General features: G+C 64.5%; 19 protein-coding genes. 12 read left to right on the forward strand and 7 right to left on the reverse strand.

The features are described 5' to 3' along the window. Positions 1 to 37 precede the first annotated feature (37 nt). The 5 genes from SSO01S_RS04645 (at position 38) to SSO01S_RS04665 (ending at position 3,746) form a co-directional block, all read left to right on the forward strand. Entirely contained in the window at positions 38 to 1,495 is a 1,458-nt protein-coding gene (locus tag SSO01S_RS04645; RefSeq protein ID WP_245646603.1) for a UxaA family hydrolase, read from the forward strand. Between the two features lie 101 nt (positions 1,496 to 1,596). Further along, entirely contained in the window at positions 1,597 to 1,827 is a 231-nt protein-coding gene (locus SSO01S_RS04650; protein WP_066795872.1) for a hypothetical protein, read from the forward strand. Between the two features lies 1 nt (position 1,828). Beyond that, entirely contained in the window at positions 1,829 to 2,353 is a 525-nt protein-coding gene (locus SSO01S_RS04655; protein WP_066795876.1) for a gamma carbonic anhydrase family protein, read from the forward strand. Between the two features lie 125 nt (positions 2,354 to 2,478). Next, entirely contained in the window at positions 2,479 to 2,718 is a 240-nt protein-coding gene (locus SSO01S_RS04660) for a DUF6894 family protein (protein ID WP_066795879.1), read from the forward strand. An 86-nt stretch (positions 2,719 to 2,804) separates the two neighbouring features. Beyond that, on the forward strand, positions 2,805 to 3,746 hold the full coding sequence (locus SSO01S_RS04665; RefSeq protein WP_066795882.1) for an NAD(P)H-dependent flavin oxidoreductase: 942 nt from the start codon (positions 2,805 to 2,807) through the stop codon (positions 3,744 to 3,746). 89 nt (positions 3,747 to 3,835) lie between these two features. Here the strand turns inward: SSO01S_RS04665 and SSO01S_RS04670 are convergent, their stop codons facing one another. After that, positions 3,836 to 4,294: a DUF1465 family protein gene (locus SSO01S_RS04670; RefSeq protein ID WP_066795885.1), complete on the reverse strand. Its 459-nt coding sequence runs from the start codon at positions 4,292 to 4,294 to the stop codon at positions 3,836 to 3,838. Between the two features lie 83 nt (positions 4,295 to 4,377). Next, complete coding sequence (locus SSO01S_RS04675; RefSeq protein ID WP_066795887.1) at positions 4,378 to 4,575, reverse strand: YdcH family protein; 198 nt, start codon at positions 4,573 to 4,575, stop codon at positions 4,378 to 4,380. A gap of 143 nt (positions 4,576 to 4,718) precedes the next feature. Here SSO01S_RS04675 and SSO01S_RS17160 point away from each other — a divergent pair, with 143 nt between their 5' ends. Then, positions 4,719 to 4,871: a YdcH family protein gene (locus tag SSO01S_RS17160; protein WP_083942860.1), complete on the forward strand. Its 153-nt coding sequence runs from the start codon at positions 4,719 to 4,721 to the stop codon at positions 4,869 to 4,871. A 71-nt stretch (positions 4,872 to 4,942) separates the two neighbouring features. Here the strand turns inward: SSO01S_RS17160 and SSO01S_RS04680 are convergent, their stop codons facing one another. The 3 genes from SSO01S_RS04680 to SSO01S_RS04690 form a co-directional block, all read right to left on the reverse strand. After that, complete coding sequence (locus SSO01S_RS04680; RefSeq protein ID WP_066795890.1) at positions 4,943 to 5,317, reverse strand: PilZ domain-containing protein; 375 nt, start codon at positions 5,315 to 5,317, stop codon at positions 4,943 to 4,945. Positions 5,318 to 5,443: 126 nt separating this feature from the next. Further along, positions 5,444 to 5,911, reverse strand: coding sequence for an RNA polymerase-binding protein DksA (dksA, locus tag SSO01S_RS04685; RefSeq protein ID WP_066795893.1), 468 nt, complete (start codon positions 5,909 to 5,911; stop codon positions 5,444 to 5,446). A gap of 701 nt (positions 5,912 to 6,612) precedes the next feature. Then, positions 6,613 to 7,263: a hypothetical protein gene (locus tag SSO01S_RS04690; protein WP_066795896.1), complete on the reverse strand. Its 651-nt coding sequence runs from the start codon at positions 7,261 to 7,263 to the stop codon at positions 6,613 to 6,615. Between the two features lie 402 nt (positions 7,264 to 7,665). Here SSO01S_RS04690 and serS point away from each other — a divergent pair, with 402 nt between their 5' ends. Genes serS through rimO form a run of 5 tightly spaced genes read left to right on the forward strand, consistent with a single transcriptional unit; the run spans position 7,666 to position 12,793 of the window. Continuing rightward, positions 7,666 to 8,943, forward strand: coding sequence for a serine--tRNA ligase (gene serS, locus SSO01S_RS04695; RefSeq protein WP_066795899.1), 1,278 nt, complete (start codon positions 7,666 to 7,668; stop codon positions 8,941 to 8,943). Between the two features lie 31 nt (positions 8,944 to 8,974). Then, a complete protein-coding gene (locus SSO01S_RS04700) occupies positions 8,975 to 10,066 on the forward strand; it encodes a peptidoglycan DD-metalloendopeptidase family protein (RefSeq protein WP_083942844.1) in 1,092 nt (363 codons plus the stop codon). Then, a complete protein-coding gene (locus tag SSO01S_RS04705; protein ID WP_066795902.1) occupies positions 10,066 to 11,076 on the forward strand; it encodes a potassium channel family protein in 1,011 nt (336 codons plus the stop codon). The genes SSO01S_RS04700 and SSO01S_RS04705 overlap by 1 nt, the downstream gene beginning before the upstream one ends. Next, positions 11,073 to 11,423 (forward strand): DMT family protein, encoded by a 351-nt coding sequence (locus SSO01S_RS04710; protein WP_066795905.1) that lies wholly within the window; start codon positions 11,073 to 11,075, stop codon positions 11,421 to 11,423. The genes SSO01S_RS04705 and SSO01S_RS04710 overlap by 4 nt, the downstream gene beginning before the upstream one ends. Positions 11,424 to 11,464: 41 nt before the next feature. Next, entirely contained in the window at positions 11,465 to 12,793 is a 1,329-nt protein-coding gene (gene rimO, locus SSO01S_RS04715) for a 30S ribosomal protein S12 methylthiotransferase RimO (RefSeq protein WP_066795908.1), read from the forward strand. A gap of 40 nt (positions 12,794 to 12,833) precedes the next feature. Here rimO and SSO01S_RS04720 read toward each other — a convergent pair whose 3' ends face one another. Then, positions 12,834 to 13,916 carry a hypothetical protein gene (locus SSO01S_RS04720; protein ID WP_066795910.1) on the reverse strand — a complete coding sequence of 361 codons (1,083 nt, stop codon included), beginning with the start codon at positions 13,914 to 13,916 and terminating at the stop codon, positions 12,834 to 12,836. Positions 13,917 to 14,043: 127 nt separating this feature from the next. On the opposite strand from SSO01S_RS04720, the gene SSO01S_RS04725 reads away from it, so the two are divergent. After that, complete coding sequence (locus SSO01S_RS04725; protein WP_066795913.1) at positions 14,044 to 14,952, forward strand: hypothetical protein; 909 nt, start codon at positions 14,044 to 14,046, stop codon at positions 14,950 to 14,952. Here the strand turns inward: SSO01S_RS04725 and SSO01S_RS04730 are convergent. After that, positions 14,930 to 17,374, reverse strand: a complete 2,445-nt coding sequence (locus tag SSO01S_RS04730; RefSeq protein ID WP_439646552.1) for a membrane-bound PQQ-dependent dehydrogenase, glucose/quinate/shikimate family — start codon at positions 17,372 to 17,374, stop codon at positions 14,930 to 14,932. The two genes, SSO01S_RS04725 and SSO01S_RS04730, sit on opposite strands and share 23 nt — an antisense overlap. Between the last annotated feature and the right edge of the window lie 100 nt (positions 17,375 to 17,474).

Genomic DNA, 17,474 nt, shown 5'->3' on the forward strand with positions numbered 1-17,474 from the left:
TTCGCGAAAACTGTTGGTTCGAGACTATATGACACCGATGGACACGCCGCTCTTCCAGATCGATCCGCGCGACAGCGTCGCCACCGCGCTGCGCGATATGGCTGCCGGAGAGAGCGCGCTGGGGGTGATGCTGCATGGCGACGTGCAGAAGGGGCACAAGGTTGCACTCAAAGCGGTTGCTGCGGGCGAATCGGTGTACAAGTTCGGATTCCCGATCGGGCGGGCGACTCAGGCGATCGAACCGGGCGATCGTGTGCATACGCATAACGTGCGCACCGCGCTCGAAGGCAGTGGCAGCTATCGCTACGAACCCGCACGCGAAACCGGGCGCGCGTTCGAGGGGCCTGGCTTCCTGGGCTATCGCCGCGCCGATGGCCGGGTGGGCACGCGCAACGAGATCTGGGTGATCCCGACGGTCGGCTGCGTAAGCCGGACCGCGCAGAAGATCGCGGAGCACGCCGCACGGCGCCACGAAGGGCAGATCGATGGCGTGCATGCCTTTGCGCACCCTTTTGGCTGCTCGCAGCTGGGCGACGATCTGGACGGGACGCGCGCGATCCTGACGGCGTTGGCGAACCATCCCAATGCAGGCGGCGTGCTGATCGTGGGATTGGGCTGCGAATCCAACCAGATGAGCGGGATGCTGGCGGGCATTACGCATCCCAATATCCGCACGATGGGTGCGCAGATGGCGGGTGACGAAGTGGAGGAAGGGCTGGCGCTGATCAGCGAGCTAATCAACGGCGCCCAGGCAGAGCGCACCCCTGCCCCGCTTTGCGACCTCGTATTGGGCGTGAAATGCGGGGGATCGGACGGCTTTTCGGGGCTCACCGCCAATCCGCTGGTCGGACGGATGAGCGATGTGGTCACCGGCGCGGGCGGCACCGCGATCCTTACCGAGATCCCTGAGATATTCGGCGCGGAGCAACTGCTGATGGCGCGCGCCGACGATCAGGCGTTGTTCGGTGGCATCGTCGAACTGGTCAACGGCTTCAAACGCTATTTCACCGATCATGGCGAGCCGGTCTCGGAAAACCCATCGCCGGGGAACATCGCGGGGGGAATAACCACGCTTGAGGAAAAGTCGCTCGGAGCGGTGCAAAAGGCGGGTCATGCGACGGTGACGGACGTGCTGCGCTATGGCCAACGCGTGCGCAGAAGCGGACTGGCGTTGCTGGAGGCCCCGGGCAACGACGCCGTATCCTCTACCGCGCTCGCGGCGGCGGGCGCGACCGCGATCCTGTTCACCACCGGGCGTGGCACGCCGCTCGGCTTTCCGGTCCCGACGATCAAGATCGCGTCGAATAGCGACCTCGCCGCGCGCAAGCCTGGCTGGATCGATTTCGACGCAGGACGGGTGCTTGAGGACGGCATGGAGGATAGCGCGCGCGCCCTTCTCAATCGCATCGTGGACATCGCATCGGGCGCGCGGACGGCAGCCGAGCGCAACGGCGAGCGCGAGATTGCGATCTGGAAGCGCGGCGTGACGCTCTGACGGCGAAAGCTGTTCCTGCTGCGGCAAATGGTGCGGCGCGGCATTGAAGCCTCAGCGCGCCCCCGCTAAACGGGCGGCGGGGATTTCCGGGATGGGGTTAAATGGCTGAATTCTTTATTTTCATATACGCGATGCTTGCGATGTTCGTGATCCAGGCAATGCACATCAACCGGCGCGCCGAGCGACCCAATCCGCAGATGGTGACTTTGGTCGGCTGGGGGCTTTTCTCGCTCTCCTCGACGCTCGCGGTGCTGCTCGGCGCGGTCGCGCTGGCGCTGGCGCTGGGCCTGCAGGTTCCGCTGCCCGACCATTTCAGCGCGCCGCTGTTCTGAGATGCCGCTCTACGAAATTGGCGGGCACAAGCCCCGGATCGCCGAGAACGCCTGGATTGCGCCGAGCGCCGACCTGATCGGCGACGTGCATCTGGGGGAACTGGCGAGCGTCTGGTTCGGCGCGGTGATCCGCGCGGACAACACGCCGATCCTGATCGGGGCGCGCTCCAATATCCAGGAAGGCGCGGTCTGCCATTCCGATCCCGGCGCGCCGCTGACGATCGGCGAGGATGTGACGGTTGGCCACAAGGCGATCCTGCATGGCTGCACGATCGGCAATGGTGCGCTGATCGGCATGGGCGCAACGATCCTCAATCGCGCGGTGATCGGGGAAGGCTGCCTGGTCGGCGCGGGCGCGCTCGTGACCGAAGGCAAGGAGTTTCCCGCCGGCTCGCTGATCGTAGGCAGCCCGGCCCGCCCGGTGCGCACGCTCGACGAGATGCAAAAGGCACAGCTCAAGGGCAGCGCTGCGCTCTATGCCGCCAAGCAGCGCGAATATGCGCGGGATCTGAAGCGCATCGACTGAGGCGAGCGGCGCCGCGGCGGCTGAGGGAAGTTGCTCCGAAAGGCGGCATATGCTGCGCAGCATGAATTTCGCGCTGATCTGCATCAACCGGCGCAACTTGCTGACTTGTTGCGCATTTTCCTCGCATGCCGCTCTATCATTTCCACCTGCGCACCCGCGACGAAGCATGCCATCCCACGCATAGCCGAATGCTCCCCAATCTCGCTGCCGCGCTCGCCGAGGCGCAGCACGCGGCGCGCGACATGATCCGCAGCCGGATGCGCAAGATGTGCAGCGCCCCGAGCGGGACGCTGGAGATCGAGGATGAAAAGGGTCGGCCGATCGCCCGCATCCTGCTGGCCGATGTTGCACAGCAGATTTCCTGACGCGAGTCGCGCAGCCGCACCTCGCCATGCCGTAGCGTCCGTGGGACCTGCCTAGACAGCCCCTCTCGTTACGCTATCAATTCTGCATGGCTCTTCCTCCGCTCTTCGATCGTCTGGCCTTGCCCGTAATCGGCTCGCCGCTCTTCATCATCTCTGTTCCCGACCTGGTCATCGCGCAGTGCAAGGCTGGGATCGTCGGTTCGTTCCCCGCGCTGAATGCGCGGCCCCAGTCCCAGCTCGACGAATGGCTGCACCGGATCACAGAGGAACTGGCTGCCTGGGATCGCGATCACCCGGAGAGCCCGTCCGCACCCTATGCGGTGAACCAGATCGTCCACAAATCGAATGTGCGGCTGGAGGAAGACGTCGCGACCTGCGCCAAGTGGAAGGTGCCGATCGTGATCACTTCGCTTGGCGCGCGGCCCGAGCTGAACGACGCGGTGCATGGCTGGGGCGGCATCACGCTCCACGACGTGATCGATGACCGCTTTGCGCACAAGGCGATCGAGAAGGGTGCCGATGGGCTGATCCTGGTCGCCACCGGCGCGGGCGGGCATGCGGGCAGGCTCAACCCCTTCCCGTTCGTTCAGGAAGTGCGCGAATGGTTTGACGGGCCGGTGATATTGTCGGGCGCGATCTCGACCGGACGCTCGATCCTGGCGGCTCAGGTGCTTGGTGCCGACCTCGCTTATATCGGCTCGCCCTTTATCGCGACCGAGGAAGCCAATGCAGTGCCGGCGTACAAGCAGGGCATCGTCGAAGGGCGAGCGGCGGACATCGTCTATTCCAGCCTGTTCACCGGCGTGCACGGCAATTATCTGCGTAGCTCGATCGTGGCGGCGGGGCTCGACCCGGACAAGCTTCCCGAGAGCGATCCGAGCGCGATGAACTTTGGCGGAGCCAAGGCGTGGAAGGAAATCTGGGGCTCCGGCCAGGGCATCGGCGCGGTCAAGGCTGTCGAGTCGGCCGCAGCGCTGATCGATCGGCTGAAGGCGGAATATGCCGCGGCGAAGGCCGCCATCCGGTAGGGCGCTGGAAGTGAGGAGGGCTGCTCAAGCTCCCCCCAAAGCGAGCTAGCCCTCCCCTGCCCCTCCCGCGTCGTTACGGGGAGGGAAACTCAAAATGCCGCGGCGAGGCGGTCCATCATGCTGCGCGCCGGACTGACCATGATCACCGGAAGATCCAGCGACTGATCCAGCCGCGCGACGCGGCGGTACAGCTCGATGCTGGTCTGGATGATCGCAACTGCCTGGGGCGGCATCGCCAGCAGCAATTGCTGATCCGTGTCCGGAGCTTCGCCCAGCCGGCGAGAGGGAGACAATGCGTCTCCCATGGACAATTCACCCGCATCCACGGCGCGCTGGGTTAACAGCCAAGCGATGATGTGCATCAGCCGGGTCGTCACTTTCAGCGATTCGCATGAAAAGGCGACGCGGTTGAGCGCTTCAAGCGTCTCGCGCTCATCGCGGCCCAATTCGTCGAAATAGCCGCGCGCCTCATCCGCCAGCAGCATCGCCTCGACATAAAGCGAGTCGATCAGCTTGCGGTGGATCTGCGATGTGCCCTGCTGCCCCATGAACCGAAAGCTGCCACAGCATTTATGGTAACGAAATGCTTAATCGAGGTAAACTTCCGTCCCGTTGCGGGAAGGTCTGCGGCTCAGGCGATAATATCAGGAATGAGTTGATCTTCCAGCAACTGGATCTCGTCGCGCATCTTCAGCTTGCGTTTCTTGAGCCGGGCGATCTGGAGCTGGTCTGGCGCGCCGGCGCCGCGCAGCGCCTCGATCGCGGCATCCAGATCGCGATGCTCGGTCCGCAGCATGGTGAGCCTCGTCCGAATCTCGCTTTCGTCCATTCCGCCCCCCTCACGCAACTGCACAACCCAATCGCTCTATCCCGTCTTTTCGGCACCCTGTCGATTGCCCGAGCGAATGAGGCGAGACAAGCGCATCGAACAGTGTTTTACTGGGCTTTCCGGCCACGATGAAGGAGACTGCCATGCAGAACACGCATCTCTCGGCGCTTTCGGCCAAGCACAATGTGCTCGACCAGCGAATCGCCGCAGAAACGCAACGGCCATTGCCCGATCAGGCTATCCTGGCGGCGCTCAAGAAGCAGAAGCTTCGCATCAAGGAACAGATGGCCCGATAGCGGGCGCGTTCCGATGGGGTGTGGCGAAAGGCTGCACCCCGAAAGGGGCTTTTAGTCCCCTCCGCGCTTATTCAGCGGCGTGTGAGAATCGGCTTCACATAGACTGGCGTATGTGTGCCCTTGCCGACTGGCTTGCGCGCAAGCATCGGATCGATCTCGTTATCGAACGCCACGCCGACGCGGCCATCGGTGGCCCAGGCGATCTTTCCCGACACCCAACCCACACCGCGCACTTCGACCTGGACAACCGTGCCGCGTGCAATCGGAGCGGCATATTCGGCCATCATTCCGCCAGACGAGAGATTCCGAACGCGCACATTTTCATCCGGCTGGCCCGCGATTCGGAAATTTGCCGAGAGCATCAGGCTGTCGCGCGCACCCGCGCGCTGGCCGGTGAAGTCCTCTGCCGAAAGGGCCGTCAGGGAATCGGGGGAAAACTGTTCCATCACTGCTCAGCTCGAACGTAAATTGGGGTTACGCGCGAATAAGAGCATCAATCCCTGTCGAAACCGTTAACCGGCGCGCACCACGACCGCGATTTCGGGCGGGAGCGGCTACGCGGGCGGCGGGCCCTATTCCTCGCGGCTGACCTTCTCGTTGCGCTCATGGCGCTCCTGGGCCTCGACGGTCATCGTGGCGATCGGGCGCGCTTCAAGCCGGCCGAGCGAAATCGGCTCGCCGGTTACTTCGCAATATCCATATTCGCCCTCGTCGATCCGGCGCAGCGCCGCGTCGATCTTGGCGATCAGCTTGCGCTGACGATCGCGGGTCCGCAGCTCGATCGACCAGTCGGTCTCGCTCGAGGCACGGTCGGTAAGGTCCGCCTCGCGCAGCGAGTCGGCCTGGAGCTGGTTCAGCGTGCCGGCCGCCTCGCGATAGATCGCATCCTTCCAGGCCAGCAGCTTCTCTCTGAAATATTCAAGCTGCCGGGGTCCCATAAAGGGCTCGTCGGCGCTCGGGCGATACCCATCCGTGCCATCATTCGCAGCTGGTGGCATAAATTTACCCGGCTCGTCGTAGCTCTCGAAAACTGTCGCCATCCCCATACTCTCCACACCAGTCTCCCGGTGGCTGAAGCCGCCGACGACTGCCTTTGCCCGCGTGCCCTATACTTTCGCGCGAACCAGTTAACAAGCGCGCTATTACGGCAAGATCGCGTCCATCTCCCTTTAGAATGGGGGAAATTAGCCATGCATGAACCGCTTCTGGATCGGCCCCATGTTAACCGATTTCGTTCACAGGTCGTTATCAAGCATTAACGTGGCACGTTCCGAAACAGTACATTAACCATCAAATGCCGGATGTGGTTTGGATAAATCCTCCAAGAACATGGTAAACACCGCCCATCTCGCTTGCGCTTAATAGTTTGTTTTGCACTTTCGGGCATTGATGGCGTGGAAAGCTGCTGACGATCCCGTGGGGAGCGGCCACGCCAGCAACGGAAGAGTGGGACAATAATGTCGGTTCGCATGGCCCTTGCCAAACTCTGCGCCTGCGCCTGCGGGGGAGCCATTATTGGCGGAAGCGGCGTTTACGTCACCGAACGCGTGTCGAAGCCCCGCGTCGTGAAGCAGCAGACGGTTGTGAAGAAGCGGGTCGTACGTCGCGTCGTCCGCCGCCCGCAGCAGCGAGTCGTCCGCCGTACTGTCACCACCACCACGAGCCAGGGCGCGGCCCAGGTGATCATGACGCCCCAGGGCGCGCCGATCCCCCTTCCCCCGCCGCTATACGGCCAAGGCAATCAGTATCCCGTCGTCTCGTCGAGCGCGAGCGGCTCCAGTAGCTCGTCGGGCGTGATCGGTGGATCCAGCGGCGGCGGCTTTATCGGCGGTTTCTTCGCGGGCGGCTTCTTCGGCAGCTCGGGCAGCGGATCTTCGGGCAGCAGCGGCAGCTCGGGCACATCCAGCGGCATCAATATCGAGATTTCGTCGACCAGCACTTCTAGCGGTTCGGTCTCAACATCTAGCGGTTCGGTTTCCACGTCGAGCGGTTCGGTCTCAACATCGTCGGGCGTTTCCACCTCGAGCGGCGTTTCCTCGTCCACGTCGAGCGGCAGCGTCAGCAGCACGTCGTCGACGGGCGGAAGCTCGGGCGATGTGTCGTCCTCTACCGGTGGCTCGTCATCCTCCACTTCGAGCGGCGGCAGCAGCGGCGACGTCTCCTCGTCGACATCAACGGGCGGTTCGTCGACCTCGACCGGCGGGTCCTCGACCAGCACGTCGACGGGCGGTTCTTCGACCAGCACCTCCACCGGCGGCTCCTCTTCCTCCACCTCGAGCGGCGTCTCGACATCGAGCTCCACGTCGAGCGGCATTTCGTCCTCGACTTCGTCGTCGAACTCCAGCTCTACCAGCGGATCCACCTCGTCCTCTTCCTCGACCTCGTCTAGCAATTCGAGCGGGTCCAGCGGCTCTTCCAGCTATGGTTCGAGCAGCAAGGGCTCGTCGAGCCACGGTTCGAGCGGCTGGAGCAACAGCAGCGGCTGGAGCTCGAACGGGCATGGATCGAGCAGCCGGGGTGGATCGAGCGGTCATCACGGATCCAGCGGCGGCTCCTCGGGCGGCCCCGCACCAGTCCCGGCGCCCCCGATGATCCTCCTGTTCGGCGGCGCAGCGGCAGCGCTCGTCGCGCGCAAGCGTTTCGCCAAAAAGGCCCCGGCGGAAACCGCGGACTCCTGACACTATCGTTATCCCGGTGGAAGCCGGGGTGACGGCATCCTTTCCGATGCGAGTCTGCGCGACACGGAGAGCGGCAGGGTTGCGCGCCCGATCGCCGCCCGCCATACGCCCGACCCATGCACGACATCCGCTTCATCCGCGAAAACCCCGCAGCGTTCGACGCCGGCCTGGCCAAGCGCGGGTTGGAGCCGCGTTCGACCGAACTACTCGCGCTCGATGAGAAACGCCGCGCGTTGCAGACCGAGTTGCAGACTACCCTCGCTCGCCGGAATGAAGCATCCAAGGCGATCGGCGCCGCAAAGGCGCGCCGCGACGATCCTACCGATCTGATGGCGGAAGTCGCAGCGCTCAAGGAACGGATGCCTGCGATCGAGGCCGAGGAAAAGGAATTGGGCGGCCAGCTCGCCACCGCCCTCGCCGGGATCCCCAATCTGCCGCTCGCAGACGTGCCGCAGGGGGCCGATGAAGAGGACAATTTCCTAGTCCATGCGCGCGGAACCGCGCCGAGCTTCGCCTTCGAAGCGAAGGAGCATGACGCGATCGGCCCGGCGCTCGGCCTGGATTTCGAGACCGGGGCGAAGCTCGCCGGCTCGCGCTTCACCTTCGTGCGCGGCAGCGCCGCCCGGCTCCACCGCGCGCTGGGCCAGTTCATGCTCGATACGCTCACCGGCAAGCATGGCTATGAGGAAGCCGTGGTGCCGCTAATGGTGCGCGACGAGATCATGTTCGGCACGGGCCAGCTTCCGAAGTTCGCCGAGGACAGCTTCAAGACCACCGATGGCCGCTGGCTGATCCCCACTTCCGAAGTCAGCCTGACCAACAGCGTTCATGGCAATATCCTCGCCGAGAGCGAATTGCCGCTGCGTTTCACCGCGCTCAGCCCCTGCTTCCGGTCCGAAGCGGGCTCGGCCGGGCGCGACACGCGCGGCTATATCCGCCAGCATCAGTTCGAAAAGGTCGAGATGGTCTCGATCACCACGCCCGAGGCATCCGAAGCCGAGCATGAGCGGATGACCGCCTGCGCCGAGGATATCCTGACCCGGCTGGGCCTGCATTTCCGCCGCATGAAATTGTGCACGGGCGACATGGGCTTCTCCGCCGCGCGCACCTATGATCTCGAAGTCTGGCTGCCCGGCCAGGCGCGCTACCGCGAGATCAGCTCCTGCTCGACTTGCACCGATTTCCAGGCGCGCCGTATGAACGCGCGCTACCGGCCCGAAGGCGAGAAGGGCACGAAGTTCGTCCACACGCTCAACGGCTCCGGCCTTGCGGTTGGTCGCACGCTGGTCGCGGTGATCGAAAACTATCAGCTAGAGGACGGATCGGTCGCGGTGCCGGAAGTGCTCCAGCCATATCTGGGCGGTCTTAGCCGTTTTGAGTCAGTCAGCCGCTGACGCGGGCGTAAATCCGCGATATGGTTAGCGGATGGTTGGGGAAAGCTTGAAGCGCTGGGGGGCCGGCGCGCTGGGGACGCTGGCGCTAGCGGGGTGCATCCCGCAGCCCGGCGGGGCATATCGAGAGCCGCGTTACGATCCGCCTGCGCCACGGTATCAGCCGGAACAGCCGCCGCAGGAACGTTACGAGCGCCCCTCGCTGGATCAGAACGTGCCCGCTTTGCCGGCGCAACGCCCCGCATGGGAAATGCGCCCGGTCACGCCCGATGCCCGGCAGATCGAGGCCAGCACCTATATTGTCCTTTCAGGTGATTCCCTCCGCTCGATCTCGGTAAAGACAGGCGCGGGGTCGGAGGCAATCGCCCGCGCCAATAATCTCGCCCAGCCCTACACGATCTTTCCCGGGCAGAAGCTCGCCATCCCTGCCGGCCGCTATCACGCCGTGCGCGACGGGGAGACAGGGATCGCCATCGCCCGCGCGTATGGCGTGGACTGGGCACGGGTGATCGCGGTGAATTATCTCGAGGATCCCTATATCCTGCGCACCGGCCAGCGGCTGCTGATCCCCAATGCGGGGCCGGAAACGATCGAGGAGCGCGCCGCGCGCTTCCGCCTTGATATCGACGATCTCCTGACCGGCAGCAGCCCCGCCGCGCGCGAGGGTGCAAAGCCTGCCAAGCCCACGGCATCTTCGGCGCGCGTGCTTCCCTCGACCACGCCGGTCGCGGTTCCCTCACATCTTGCGGGCGCGTTCCGCTGGCCAGTCACCGGCACGATCGTCAAGCGCTTCGGCCCCGGCGCCTCGGGCGAGCGCAACGATGGCATCAAGATCGCGGTTCCGCTCAACACGCCCGTTCTCGCCTCGGCAGACGGGGTGGTCGCCTATGTCGGCAGCGATGTGCCCGCGCTGGGCGGACTCGTCATCCTCAGCCATGGCGATGGCTGGACCACGGTCTATGGCCATGCCGGCCAGTTGCTCGTGCAGCGTGGCCAATCGGTGAAGCGCGGCCAGACCATCGCGCTCTCCGGCAATTCGGGCTTCGCAGATCGCGCGCAACTGCATTTCGAAATGCGCAAGGGACGCAGCGCGATCGATCCGGTGCAGCGACTGCCCGCGCGCTGATGCGCATTCTTCCGCCAGCGACCCTCAAACGGAAATCGAGCCTTCCGATCTGGGCCGAAATCGGCTGGCGGGTCGGCGTCGTGGTAGGATTGCTTGGCCTTGCGGTGGGGGTCCACTGGATCGAGCGGGACGGGCTGAAAGATACTGCCGATGGCGTCGTTTCCTTCCTCGACATCCTATATTTCACGTCCATCTCGGTCACCACCACCGGCTATGGCGATATCGTGCCGGTCAGCGATTCGGCGCGGATGTTCGATGCGTTCGTCGTCACGCCGATCCGCGTTTTCGTGGTGCTGCTGTTCCTCGGCACGGCGTATAATTTCGTCCTCAAGCGAACCTGGGAAAAATGGCGCATGGCAGCGATCCAGAAGAACCTGTCCGGTCACATCGTGATCGCCGGCTATGGCAGTACCGGCTCGGAGACGGTTGACGAACTGATCGCGCGCGGCACGCCGCCGGGGGAGATCGTCGTGATCGACGCGGATGAAGACAGGCTCGCGCGCGCCGAGGCATGCGGATGCATCGTGCTGCAGGCGGATGCCACCCGCGATCAGGTGCTGAAGGATGTCCGGATCGAGCGTGCCCGCTCGCTTGTGGTCACCGCGGGGCGCGACGACACTTCGATCCTGATCACCCTCACCGCGCGCCACCTCGCGCCCGAGCTTCCGATCAGCGTTACCGTTCGCAACGAAGACAATGAATTCCCCGCCCGCGCGGCGGGGGGCACCACCGTGGTCAATCCGGTCAGCTTCTCGGGGCTACTCCTCGCCAGCTCGTGCAAGGGCCCCCATCTCGCCGAATATCTCACCGATCTCGCCTCCTATCACGGCCAGGTCGAGCTTTCCGAACGTCCCGTCGCGCTCGATGAAATCGGCAAGCCGCTATCCGCGATCGAAACCGGCCTGGGCGTACGTATCTACCGTGATGGTAAGCCCCACAGCCACAAGGATGCTGAAGCCGCGAAGCTTGTTGCGGGTGACGTGATCGTCGAAATCGTCACGCAGCCATGATCGAACGCATCCTGCCAATCGCGCTGCTGGTCGCATCGAACGTCTTCATGACCTTCGCCTGGTATGGCCATCTCAAGTACAAGGCGGCGCCGCTTGTGCTGGTGATCCTCGCGAGCTGGCTGATCGCGCTTCCCGAATATATGCTCGCCGTGCCCGCCAATCGCTGGGGCAGCAACGTTTATTCGGCGGCGCAATTGAAAGCGATCCAGGAAGTCGTGACGCTGACGGTGTTTGCAGGCTTCTCGATTCTCTATCTGGGCCAGAAGATCACGATCAACCATCTGATCGGCTTCGGCTTCATCGCATTGGGCGCGTGGTTCGTGTTCAAGGCTCCGGTCAGCGCCTGAACTAGCTTTTTCGCGAAAAGAGCCTATGTGCGCCCCCAATCATGGCAACCAAACTTCCTGAAGCCCCCCGCGTGGGGATGGTCTCGCTCGGCTGTCCGAAGAATCTTGTCGACAGCGAACGGATCCTCACCAAGCTGCGCAGCGACGGCTATGCGATGTCCCCGGACTATGCGGGCGCGGACGTCGTGCTGGTCAACACCTGCGGCTTTCTGGACAGTGCCAAGGAAGAATCGCTGGAAGCGATCGGCGAAGCGATTGCCGAGAATGGCCGCGTCATCGTCACCGGCTGCTTCGGCAAGGAAGCCGATGTCATCCGCGCCAAATTCCCCAACGTCCTCGCCGTCACCGGCGCGCACCAGTATGAGGAAGTCGTCGGCGCGGTGCATGAGGCCGCGCCGATGCCGGCGAACGCGTTCCTCAACCTGGTGCCCGAAAGCGGGCTCAAACTGACGCCGCGCCATTACAGCTATCTGAAGATCTCGGAGGGCTGCAACCATCGCTGCGCCTTCTGCATCATCCCCTCGATCCGCGGCGACCTGGTCAGCCGCCGACCCGATGCGATCCTGCGCGAAGCCGAGAAGCTGGTCGAGAACGGCACCAAGGAATTGCTGGTCATCAGCCAGGATACCTCGGCTTATGGCGTCGATATCCGCAAGGAACCCCGCATGTGGAAGGGCGCCGAAGTAGTGCCCCACATGACCGATCTCGCCCGCGAACTCGGCAGGATCGCGCCCTGGGTCCGGCTGCATTACGTCTATCCCTACCCGCACGTAGACCAGGTCATTCCGCTGATGGCCGAGGGGCTGGTGCTCCCTTATCTCGACATCCCGTTCCAGCATGCCAGCCCCAAGGTGCTGCGTACGATGAAGCGCCCGGCCAATGAGGCCAAGGTGCTCGAGCGGCTCAAGAACTGGCGCTCGATTTGCCCCGATATCGCGATCCGCAGCTCGTTCGTCGTCGGCTTTCCCGGCGAGACCGAAGAGGACTTCCAGTATCTGCTCGACTGGCTAGACGAGGCGCAGCTCGACCGCGTCGGCGCGTTCCGCTTCGAAACCGTCGAGGGCGCGCAGGCCAACAGCTTCGAAGGACAGGTTCCCGAGGAGCTGAAGGAAGAGCGCTATGCCCGCGTGATGGAGAAGACCGCGGCGATCTCGGCTGCCAAGCTGCAGCGCAAGATCGGCCGCACGCTGGAAGTCATCATCGACATGGTCGACGGCGAAGGCGCGACCGGGCGTAGCCAGGCTGACGCGCCCGAGATCGACGGCGAAGTCCATCTGCGCGATGCCGGGCATCTGAAGCAGGGCGATATCCTGAACGTCGAGATCGAGGATGCCGACGAGCACGATCTGTTCGGCGTGCCGCTGGCCTAGTCAGGCAGCTCTGTGTCGATCCGGCTTTGCTGAAACGACTCTATTCGCGCGGAACCGTCGCGAGCGCCCCTTCCAGCGCGGCCATCGGAGCGGACCACGGGCCGGCGCCATCCGCAAAATGGGGCAGCGCCATCGCGTAGATCGCCTCAGCCACCGCAAAGGGCGAGCGGGCGAGCTGCTCAAACCGCAGCCCGTTCTCCTTGCCATCAACGTAGTAGAGCTCTGTTACCCGTATCCAGCACCCCTCCTGCGCTTTGCCGGGCACACCCGGCTCCGGCTCCGGCTCGCAGCGCAGCGTAGCCACCTCGAACTCGATACATGTCTGGCCCGGCTCGGCATTGGCCAGCACCTCGACTTGCTTGCGTCCCGCGAGCAGCAGGAGTGCCGCGCGCAGCAGATCGCCCAGGCAGTCGGTCAGCCAGCCGCCGCCGAATTCGCAAACGTTATCGCCGACCTGCACCGTGACGCCGTACCAGCCATAGCCGTCGACCTCATAATCGAAGCGGACGTCGCCGCCTTCGCCATACCCGGATACCCACCCCTTGAAGCTGGATGGCCCCGCCCGGCCCTCCAGCAAGGCGGCGCGCGGAGTCGCATCGTGCCGGCCGAGCCGCGGTATCCACCCGCGATTGACCGCTTCGACCCGCCGCACCGCATTCTCATAGGCCGGGACCGCGTCGCGCAGCGAATCCTTCCACAGCCTGAAGCGGGCTATCTGCGAATTGGGGCCATGGTCGAACCGCGCCTCGCCGCGCAGATCGCCGAATTCGCGCGTCAGGCGCAGCCGCATCGACCCGCCGAGGGAGCGAAGCTCCGCTACGTCCTGCCGTTCCTCGGCAAACGCCTTGAGCTCGGGAAGGAAAGCGATGAAGTCGGGCCGTTTGATCAGCCCGCCATAATGATCGACGAACGTTCCCCAGCCCTTGCCGATACGGACCGCGACATCGAGCCATGGCCATGGCTGGTTGCTCCCGACGCCGACCCACATCTCCATCCAGCCGAACTTTATATCGGCATCGAGCTGCTCGCGCCTGTTAAAGGCATGTTCGGGAAAGGCCGGCTGCTCGCCGGCGACCGCCGCGCCGTCCCGTGTCTCGTTTCGCGTTGCTTTCCAGAACCCCATCCGCGCCCTCCCCGCGCACGTCACGCTAACCGACCGAGGCCACTTGTCGAGATTTAGTTGCGCGAGCGGTATGGCCGCTGGCTATGGCGATGGTGACTCGCGCGGGTGCCGCCCATAGGGTCGCTTCATGCTCCGCACCGCTTTCCTCGCAGCTACCGCCTGGTTCGGCCTGTCGGCTCCCAGCGAGCCCCGCGCGATCGTTACGCCGGTCGATCCGCTCACCGTGCAGGACGATGATTTCGCGCGCCACCGCGATCCCGCCGAGTGGAAGGGGCTGAAGGTCAGCCGTATCGAGTTCCGCGAGGAGCGCGCGCACTGGCGACTGTGGCGGATCGAATCGAAACGCCCCGGCCCGCTTTGGTTCGTGCCGCATGACAATGAGAATGGGGGGTTCGAAGCCGCCTTCGCCGCGATCCGCAAATATGGCGGCACGATCGTCGCCGTCGATTCGGGGGTAAAACCCGGCGCAGACGGCGTTCGCATGAACCACGCTGTCGACTACGGTCGGCCGATCGACCCCAACCGCAATTTCGACGACGCCCTGCCCTTCTATGCGCGCACCGTGCTGGCTGGACGCGGCGATCCGATCATCGCGCTTCACACCAATTCGCCGGGCTTCGCCTCGAATGAATCGCTCTGCAACCGGTCCGATCCGGTAGGCCGCGGCGTAATCTCCATCCGCTTTTGCGACGACACGCTTACGCCGAGCCCCTCGGTCAATCGCGCCTGGCCCTGGGACGATGATGATAGCGTCGCCTTTGCCACCTATCGCACCGGCCAGTCGCCCAGCGCCGCTTATTGCCGCGATCAGATGGTCGCGATGGATTTCAACGTGGTGCAGGAACGCGTCATCACCAGCGACGGCTCGCTCTCCAATTATTCGGTGCTGCGCGGCGTGGATTATCTGAACTTCGAGACGCAGGATCGCGGCCTCTCGCCCGAGGGGCTGGCCGAGATGCGCGACCGGCTGATGGCGATGATCGATCGCGCGCTGGCCGCCTGCGCGCCGGGGATCATGGAAGTGCGTAGGCGATAAGCTCGTCGCTGACCGGGGTTTCCATGAAATGGTGCCCGCCGGCCATGATGACGAGATATTGCTTGCCGCCCATCTCATAGGTCATCGGCGTCGCCTGTCCGCCGCCGGGCAGCACGTCCTTCCACAAGGTCTCTCCCGTCCGAAGATCGATCGCGCGGATGAGGTTGTCGGTCGCCGCCGCGACGAACATTACGCCGCCCGCGGTCACTACCGATCCGCCATTATTGGGCGTGCCGATCGTGATCGGCAGCATCGACGGAATCCCGAACGGCCCGTTGGTGCGCGCCTCGCCGAACGCGCGATCCCAGATCGTCTTGCCGCTCGCCATGTCGATCGCGCGGATCCCGCCATAGGGAGGCTGCTTGCACAACAAGCCGGTGAGCGGCATCCGCCATCCGGCATTGACGTTGATCGCGTAGGGCGTGTTCGCCTGTGGATCACCCGCGCCTTCCGCGCCGCCAATCTGGCCGCGGCTCTGGTCGCGTGGCGCCCAGCCCAGCTTGTTGGCTTCCTCGCGCGGAACCAGCCGCAGATAATTGGGCATGTCGTTGTAATTGGCAAAGATCACGCCTCGCTGCGGATCGATCGTTATCCCGCCCCAATCGGTGCCGCCATTATAGCCGGGATACTGGATCGAGTGACGGTTCGCCTCCGGCGGGGTGAAGAAGCCCTTGTAGCTCGCGCTGCGAAACTGGATGCGGCAGATCATCTGATCGATCGGCGACATGCCCCACATGTCATGCTCGGTCAGGTCGGGCTTGCGCAGCGTGTGCCACAGCGACACCGGCTGGCTTGTCGCGCGCTGCTCGGGCTCTACCCCGCCGCCGGGCGCACGGATCGCGCCGATCGGGGTCAGCGGCTGGCCGGTGCGCCGATCGAGCACATAGATGTCCCCCTGCTTGCTTGGCAGCACCAGCGCGGGCACGCCCTTGTAATCGGCCAGCGTCGCCTGGGCGCCGAAATCATAGTCCCACACATCCTTGCGCACCGCCTGGAACCGCCAGCGCGGCTTGCCCGTAGTCACATCGAGCGCGACCAGCGAGGTGGCGAAACGATCCTCTTCGGGGCGGCGCAGGCTCGAATAATAGTCCGCGGCACTGTTGCCCATCGGCAGATAGACCAGACCGAGTTGCTCGTCGCCCGATGCGATCGTCCACATATTGGGTGTGCCACGGGTATATTCCTCGCCAGCAGGTGGGAGGCCGGTCAGGTCCGGGCGCATCATGTCCCACGCCCAGCGCAGCTGGCCGGTGACCGCGTCGAAACCCTGGATCACGCCCGATGGTGCCCAGCGGTCCTGCCCATCAAGCACCTGATGTCCGGTGACGATCACCCCGCGCACGATGGTGGGGGGCGAGGTGATCGAGACGAAGCCGTCGGGCGTGTTGCCCATTCCGACCTTGATGTCGGTCTGGCCGCTTGTGCCGAAGCCTGCGCAGGGACGGCCGGTGCGGGCGTCGACCGCGATGAGCCGCGCATCGAGCGTCCCCTCGATTATGCGCGCGGCGCAGGGCTGCTCGGCGGGAACGCCCGGCGCGGCATAATAGGTCACGCCGCGACAGGCGGCGGTATACGGAATCGCCGTATCCGGCACCTTGGGATCGAAGCGCCATTTGGTCGCGCCGCTCGCCGGATCGAGCGCGATCAGGATGTTCTTGGGCGTGCATAGATACAGCGTGTCGCCGACCTTGATCGGAGTCGTCTCCGCGCCATAGGTCTTGGCGATCATCGGGCTACTCGGCAGATCGCCGGTGTGGACTGCCCAGGTGCGCTTCAGCTTGCGCACATTGTCGGGGTTGATCTGGGTGAGCGAGGAATAGCGGCGCGCGGCGGTCGTGCCGCCATAGGCGGGCCAGTCGGCACCCGTCTGCTGGCCGGACGGATCCGCCATCCCCGCCGTGCCCGGCGCGGGCAGCGCCATCTGCACCGGATCGGGGCTGGCATAAACCGCCGCGGAGAAGTTTAGCACTGTGAGGATCAGCGCGACCAGCATGCCGCCGCCCGCCAGCTTCCAGCGATCGCCACGCGGGCTCAACGTCGCCATCGCGGCGACAACCGGAACCAGCAGCACCACCGGCGCGATCACGCGCGGCACCTGCGCCCACGCGTTCGCCCCGACTTCCCACCACGCCCAGAGCATGGTGAGCGCGACCAGGATGATATAAGCCCAGCCGCCCAGCATGCGCCCGCGGATCAGCGCAAAGCCCGACCACAGCATCACGGCACCCGCGACCAGATAGTAAAGCGAGCCGCCCAACACTGCCAGCCACAGCCCGCCCGCCGCCAGCACCAGCCCGATCAGCGCCAGCAATGCGCCCACGATGATCGCCGTCCAACTTCCCCATCGACGCTTCGGCCCCGGCTCGATCGGCTCCAGAAAGGGAACGCGCTCGGTCTCGGGATCGTCACGGAAATCGGTCACGGCAGATACTCCGCCTGTCAGGACAGCATTCTGGCTAAGCGGTCACAGTCGTAACCAGTTCCTCGATGACGAAAATTTCCTGTTGCCGCCGGGGCTAGCC

The sequence above is a fragment of the Sphingomonas soli NBRC 100801 genome (genome assembly GCF_001591025.1).
Taxonomy (GTDB): domain Bacteria; phylum Pseudomonadota; class Alphaproteobacteria; order Sphingomonadales; family Sphingomonadaceae; genus Sphingomonas; species Sphingomonas soli.